The sequence below is a fragment of the Micromonospora sp. M51 genome (assembly GCF_018070305.1).
Classification (GTDB): domain Bacteria; phylum Actinomycetota; class Actinomycetes; order Mycobacteriales; family Micromonosporaceae; genus Micromonospora; species Micromonospora parva.
In genome coordinates, this window is the sequence record NZ_JAGPXZ010000324.1 from 1 (window position 1) to 6489 (window position 6489).

Annotated in this window: 6 protein-coding genes and 1 pseudogene; 3 read left to right on the forward strand and 4 right to left on the reverse strand. The window is 69.2% G+C overall.

The features are described 5' to 3' along the window. The 3 genes and pseudogenes from KBX53_RS18095 to KBX53_RS18105 form a co-directional block, all read right to left on the reverse strand. Positions 1-185, reverse strand: a pseudogene (locus KBX53_RS18095) (hypothetical protein); the annotation flags it as partial. Positions 186-311: 126 nt separating this feature from the next. Next, positions 312-3227: a transglycosylase domain-containing protein gene (locus tag KBX53_RS18100; RefSeq protein WP_210860516.1), complete on the reverse strand. Its 2916-nt coding sequence runs from the start codon at positions 3225-3227 to the stop codon at positions 312-314. A gap of 197 nt (positions 3228-3424) precedes the next feature. After that, positions 3425-3874 carry a DUF5318 domain-containing protein gene (locus KBX53_RS18105; RefSeq protein WP_210860520.1) on the reverse strand — a complete coding sequence of 150 codons (450 nt, stop codon included), beginning with the start codon at positions 3872-3874 and terminating at the stop codon, positions 3425-3427. A 176-nt stretch (positions 3875-4050) separates the two neighbouring features. Between KBX53_RS18105 and KBX53_RS18110 the strand changes: the two genes are divergently transcribed. The 3 genes from KBX53_RS18110 (at position 4051) to KBX53_RS18120 (ending at position 6084) form a co-directional block, all read left to right on the forward strand. Further along, complete coding sequence (locus tag KBX53_RS18110) at positions 4051-4689, forward strand: PadR family transcriptional regulator (protein ID WP_196920348.1); 639 nt, start codon at positions 4051-4053, stop codon at positions 4687-4689. A gap of 23 nt (positions 4690-4712) precedes the next feature. Beyond that, positions 4713-5792 carry an inositol-3-phosphate synthase gene (locus KBX53_RS18115; RefSeq protein ID WP_030331825.1) on the forward strand — a complete coding sequence of 360 codons (1080 nt, stop codon included), beginning with the start codon at positions 4713-4715 and terminating at the stop codon, positions 5790-5792. A gap of 127 nt (positions 5793-5919) precedes the next feature. Further along, positions 5920-6084, forward strand: a complete 165-nt coding sequence (locus KBX53_RS18120) for a hypothetical protein (RefSeq protein ID WP_210860521.1) — start codon at positions 5920-5922, stop codon at positions 6082-6084. Positions 6085-6101: 17 nt separating this feature from the next. Here KBX53_RS18120 and KBX53_RS18125 read toward each other — a convergent pair. Beyond that, a partial coding sequence (locus KBX53_RS18125; protein WP_210860523.1) for a methylated-DNA--[protein]-cysteine S-methyltransferase occupies positions 6102-6489 on the reverse strand: 388 nt, incomplete at its 5' end.

Here is a 6489-nt window from a genome sequence, read left to right on the forward strand (position 1 = left end):
GCCAGCACGATCCGGACGGCGGTCCAGAAGCGGCGCTCCCGACCGGCCGGCCGGTTCAGCGCGGTCGCGTGGTCGCCCAGTGGGCCGCCGATCGCGGCGGAAATGCCGCGGACGAACCCATCGGAGGGGGACGGGTGGTCGATGGTTCCGGCTTCGTCGATACCGGGCGTCGACTGGGTGCTCATGAAGAGGCATCCTGCCGTACGACAGGGGTGCCCGTCCCGTCCCGGCGCGGAGTTCCGGGTACGAAAACGCCGCCGCCGGCCGGGACAGGTCGTCCGGCCAGCGGCGGCGTCGTGCGCTTGTGTGGGTCAGTCCCGGTTGGGTGGCAGGCTGGGTAACAGGCCACCGCCGGCGCCACCGGGATTGCCCCCGGGGTTACCGCCCCCGCCGGGTGTACCGCCGCCCCCGGGGTTGCCGCCCCCGCCGGGGTTACCACCGCCCCCGGGGTTGTTGTTGCAGAACAGGTCGATCAGCGGGTTACACGGCTGGTTGGGTTGATTCGACGGCGGCGGCGGTGGGGGCGGAGGCGGAGGCGCTTCGCCGTTTCCGGAGTCCGGATCGCCGACGTTCGCCGCCGGCGGGAAGTCGAGCTTCGGTTTGCCCTTCAGCGCCTCGTTCATGAACCGCTCCCAGATGTCGCCCGGGAGGTTTCCACCACTGACCTTGCGGCCGTCCTTGAGGATGAGTGGCTTGCGGTCCCGCACGTTGCCCACCCACACCGCGGTGGCCAGCTGTGGCGTGTAACCGATCATCCAGGCGTCGCCGTTGTCCTCGCTGCCGCCCTTGAGTTCCCAGGTGCCGGTCTTGGAGGCCGCCTTGCGACCGTCATCGAGCCGATGGTTGACAGCGGCCGGGTAGTCCTTCAGCACTGACGTCACGTCGTCCACGACGCTCTTGTCGATTCTGCGCTTCGAGTCGAGCTTCTCGCTGTAGACCTTGTCCCACTTACCGGTGTTCGGGTTCTGCTTCTCGACCGAGTAGAGGAAGTGGGCCTTGTTGTAGACGCCGCCGTTGGCGAAGGTGGCGACGCCGTTGGCGTGGTCCAGCACGGTGATCGGGTACTGGCCGTAGCCGACCACGTTGAAGAACGGCTCCGGCGTGACGTCCTTCGCGTCGGTCTTGGTCAGGTCGTAGGCCTTCGCCGGGTTGGTGTCAGTACGCCACATGGTGGTGACACCGGCCTGCTTGGCCATGTCGACGACCTTGTCCGCGCCGATCTCCTCGGTGACGTAGTAGAACGGCACGTTGAGGGACTTCAGCGTGGACACCCTGAGGGTGCAGGAGTTGCCGCAGGAGGGGTTGTCGGTGCCGGCGTTGCTGACCTTGAAGGTGCCTGTCGGCTTGAAAGCCTTGCCCTTCCACCGGGACTCGAGTGACTTCTTCTCCTTGAGCGCCGCCGCCAGGGTGTAGATCTTGAAGCTTGATCCGGGGGAGTGACCGCCACTGATCGCCCCGGTGGAGTCGGTGTTCTTGCCGGCATAGTCGGTGCCGGTGCCGTTGTCACCGCCGTAGTACGCGACGACCCGACCGTTGGTGGGGTCGATCGCCACCACCGCGGCCATGATGTTGCTCCGCTCACCGGCCAACTCGGAGCCCTTGGACTTGCGCTGGGCCGTCTCGACCGCCGCGGCCTGCATCTTGGTGTCCACCGTGGTGCGGATCCGGTAGCCGCCGGCCATCAGCGCCTGGGAGCACAGCGGCTTGGCGTCGGTCACCTCCGCGTCCTTCTCGACGCAGATGCCCCTGTCCCGCATCTCCTGGCGGACGTAGTTGATGACGTTGCCGTACGGGGTGTCGACGCCGAAGTCGACGCCGATGCCGCCCTTCTTCGGGGCCTTGATGCTCTTCATCGGGTACTCGGTAGGCCGCGGCTCCTTGCCGGGCACACCGAGCCAGCCCTCCTTGACCATGCCGTCGATCACGTAGTTCCAGCGGTCCTGGGCGTCGGTCGGGTTGATCGCCGGGTCGTACCCCTGGTGGGTGGAGCTGGGTTCCGGTTGCTTGATCAGGGCTGCGAGCACCGCGCCCTCGGCCGGCTTGAGGTCCTTCACCGACTTACCGAAGTAGGTCTGCGACGCCGCCTCGATGCCGTACGCGCCCCGGCCGAAGTAGATCACGTTGAGATAGTGCTGCATGATCTGCGGCTTCGTGTACTCGTCGTTGAGCTTGGAGGCGAGGATCGCCTCCTTCACCTTCCGGGCGTACGTGTCGTCCTTCAGGTTGTCGTAGGCGTTACGCGCGTACTGCTGGGTGATGGTGGAGGCACCCTGCTTGTCGCCGCCGGAGAGGTTGTTCCAGCCGGCACGGGCGATGCCCTTGTAGTCCACACCGGAGTGCCGGTAGAAGTTCCGGTCCTCGGCGGCGGCCACCGCGTCCTGCACGTACTGCGGAATCTGGTCGATGGTGACCAGGGTGCGGTTCTGATCCCCCACCTTGGCGATGATCGTCTTGTTGTCGAAGGCGTACAGCGTGGTCGCCTGCGGCGGGGTGATCTCGTCCGGGAGCACCACGTTCGTCGAGTAGTAGGTGAACCCGACCACGCCGATGCCGGCGAGCATGATGAAGACGGCGAACCCGGCGATCAGCAGGTTCATCCGCTTGCGCTTCTTGGCCCGCGCCGCGGCACCCGGGTCACCCGGACCACGACCGCCCCGACCGGGACCGCCCGGCCCATTGGGCCCGCCCGGCCCACCGGAGACCGGTGAGACGCTCGCCCGAGCGACCGCCGCACGACCGCCGACCGACGCGGAGCCGACGCTGGCCCGGCCCGCCGAGGCGGTGCCGACCGAGGCGGCCCCGACAGCCGCGGCGCCGACCGCCGCCCGTCCTGCCGGTGCGCCCGGCGCCGGGGAGACGGGCACCGAGGCCCGACCGGCGCCAGCGCGACCGGTGGCGGCCACACCCGGTGCCGGCGATACCGGCACCGAGGCCCGTCCGGCCCGGCCCGGCGATGCCGAACCCACCGAGGCGGATCCGGCGGCCGCGCCGCCACGCGGCGGCACCGAGGCGGAGCCGCCAACCGTGGCGCGACCACCGGCAGCCCGTGGTGTCACCGAGGCCCGGCCTGGGGTTGCCGTGCCTCGGTCGGAGGCTGACCAGCCGCTCCCGCCGGAGTCACCGCCGGGTCTGCGGTACGCGTCGTCCGCGCCCGGTCCGGGGTCACCGTCGGGACCCGAGTGCTGGGTCCGTCCGCGCGCAGAACTGGGATCGCCGTACGAGTTCATTCCTCACACCCTGCCGGTCGCGGTGGGGCGCTGCTGCGCCGCCACCGGGTTGCCGTGAGTTGCTTCACCCGGGGCGCCGGCACGGGGGTGCCGGCCGACCGGGGTCATTGCCGTATCAATCGGGCCAATCGGACCACCATCCAGTCGACCGTCCCGGGTTACGTCTGCGGCCCCGGGGCCGGTACAACCAGCTGAGATCACCGTTGCGCCTCTCGCCTCCGCCGGCCGGCGCCTTCGGCGCCCGCCGCGTCCTGCTCGCCGGTGCCGTCGCTGTCGGCGGCCAGACCGTCCCGGCCGAGCAGGTACTGCTCGACGAGATGGTTCCAGTCACAACCGAGGCACACCTCCACCACGAAGACCTGGAACTCACGCAGCGTCATCGCCAGCACTGGCAACTCGGCAAGTGTCCGGGCCTGCCCGGCGGACTGCTTGAGTTCGTCACCGTAAATGTAGTGGACGAGGGTCAGGTTTTCGCTGCGGCAGATCGGGCAGCGCCGGTCGGTCGGGTCACCATGGAACCGAGCGGCGTTCTTCAGGTACGGCGATGCGTCGCAGACGTCGTACGTGCCGACTCGGCCGGCCAGGAGCTCACGCAGCACCGCTCGCTTCTGAAGCGAGTAGTCGACGACCTGGCGCTGCGTACGCATGCGGAGAAGGGTACGCGGTCCGGCCCGAGCAGGCGACCGCGCTCACATTCCGTGACGACGACATCTCGGAACGGGGGTTTGCCCCGACCCCCGCGACCCGCTAACGTGCGATGTATCGGTCCGATACATCGCGGCGGTTATCACTCCACGCCGGAGGGTAAAGAGAGGGTGGCCCCGTGCTCGAGTTCGCCATCCTCGGCCTCCTGCAGGAGTCTCCGATGCACGGCTATGAGCTGCGCAAGGAGCTGACCGCCAAGCTCGGCGCGATCCGGGCGGCGATCAGCTACGGCTCGCTCTACCCCACGCTACGCAGGCTGCAGGCGGCGGGATGGATCACCGAAGCTGCTGAGACGCCCGCCACTGCCGAGGAGGTTCCCGCGCTGACCAGCCGACGAGGTCGGGTGGTCTACAAAATCACCGCGGAAGGCAAGGAACGCTTCGCCCAGCTGATCGCACAGGCCGGGCCCGAGACGTACGACGACACGGGCTTCGGGGTGCACTTCGCGTTCTTCGCCCGGACCGACCAGGCGACCCGACTGCGCATCCTGGAGGGTCGCCGCCGCAAGATCGAGGAGCGTCGCGAAGGGCTTCGTGACGTGCTGGGCCGGGCGGCCGAGCGCCTCGACGCTTACACGCTGGAACTGCAGCGCCACGGTCTTGATGCCTGTGAGCGCGAGGTCCGCTGGCTGGAGGAGCTCATCGCCAACGAGCGCTCCGGCCGAGCCCCGACGGTCCCGAACACCGGGACAGCCGGCGGCCGACGAGAAGACAACAGCCCGCCTCCGCCTGGAGAGACCAGGAATGAGCGGCCGTGACAGAAAAGAAGGAGGCAGACGCTATGGGCTCCGTCCGCGTCGCCATCGTCGGTGTGGGTAACTGCGCCTCGTCCCTGGTTCAGGGCGTCGAGTACTACCGGAACGCCAACCCGAACGACCGCGTCCCGGGTCTCATGCACGTCGCCTTCGGCGACTACCACGTCAACGCCGTGGAGTTCGTCGCGGCATTCGACGTGGACGCCAAGAAGGTGGGCATGGACCTCGCGGAGGCGATCGTCGCCAGCGAGAACAACACCATCAAGCTCTGCGACGTGCCGCCGACCGGCGTGACGGTGCAGCGCGGTCCGACTTTCGACGGTCTGGGCCAGTACTACCGCGAGATCGTCGAGGAGTCGGACGCCACCCCGGTCGACGTGGCGCAGGCGCTGCGTGACGCGCAGGTCGACGTCGTCGTCTGCTACCTCCCGGTCGGCTCGGAGCAGGCCGCCAAGTTCTACGCCCAGGCCGCGATCGACGCCGGCTGCGCGTTCGTCAACGCCCTGCCGGTCTTCATCGCCTCCGACCCCGAGTGGGCCCAGAAGTTCACCGACGCCGGCCTGCCGATCGTCGGTGACGACATCAAGAGCCAGGTCGGCGCCACCATCGTGCACCGCGCCCTCGCGAAGCTCTTCGAGGACCGTGGCGTCGAGCTGCTGCGCACGTACCAGCTCAACTTCGGCGGCAACATGGACTTCATGAACATGCTGGAGCGCAAGCGCCTGGTCTCGAAGAAGATCTCGAAGACCCAGTCGGTGACCTCGCAGATCCCGCACGAGATGAGCAAGAGCGACGTGCACATCGGCCCGTCGGACCACGTGCCGTGGCTGGACGACCGCAAGTGGGCGTACATCCGCCTCGAGGGCCGTTCGTTCGGTGACACCCCGCTCAACGCCGAGCTCAAGCTCGAGGTGTGGGACTCCCCGAACTCGGCCGGCGTCATCATCGACGCGGTCCGGGCCGCGAAGATCGCCCTGGACCGGAAGATCGGCGGCCCGATCCTGTCGGCCTCGTCGTACTTCATGAAGTCCCCGCCGGTGCAGTACGCCGACCACGACGCCCACCAGGCCGTCGAGGAGTTCATCGCCGGTGAGGTCGCGCGCTGACGCGCTGAGTCACCAAGCAGGTCGAAGGGCCGGGTCCGCGTGGACCCGGCCCTTCGCCGTGGGTCCGCCGCCATCGCGGGTACGAGGGGCGGTCCCGTGATTCACGGCACCTCTTCCGGAACCACAGGTGACCGGGCGGCTGGGCGCGCCGGTGGCGATCCTCGTCGCGGTGGTCCTGCCGACCCTGCCACCGGCCAACGCCTTCTTCCGGTCACGGACCCCGGTCGACCCGCTGTGGCCCGGCGCAACGACACCCGGCACCGGCCGGGAGGGGTCGCCCAGCGCCGGCTGAGGCCCGCCTGGGGTGGTTCAGGACCAGGCGCGTCGCAACGAGACCCCGGCCTCCAACTCCAGCAGCTTGACCTTGCGGGGCAGGCCCCCACCGAAGCCGACCAGCTTGCCGCCCGCGCCGACGATCCGGTGGCACGGCACGATCACCGGGATCGGATTGCGGTTGCAGGCCACCCCGACCGCCCGTGCCGCCCCGGGGTCGCCGACCAGGCGCGCCACCTCCCCGTACGTCAGCGTCTGCCCGTACGGAATCCGCGTCATCTCACGCCACACGGCGCGCTCGAAGTCGGAGCCGCGTGGCGGCGACACCGGGACGGTGAACCCGGTCAGCTCACCGGCGAAGTACGCCCGCAGCTCGTCGACGGCCTGCCGGGACAGCGCGTCGTCGGGCGCCTCGGCGGCTGCC

What these genes read in the sequence shown, in the direction of transcription:
- KBX53_RS18100 (WP_210860516.1), bottom strand. Translation starts at nt 3,227, where the DNA reads ATGAACTCGTACGGCGATCCCAGTTCTGCGCGCGGACGGACCCAGCAC.
- KBX53_RS18105 (WP_210860520.1), bottom strand. Translation starts at nt 3,874, where the DNA reads ATGCGTACGCAGCGCCAGGTCGTCGACTACTCGCTTCAGAAGCGAGCG.
- KBX53_RS18115 (WP_030331825.1), top strand. Translation starts at nt 4,713, where the DNA reads ATGGGCTCCGTCCGCGTCGCCATCGTCGGTGTGGGTAACTGCGCCTCG.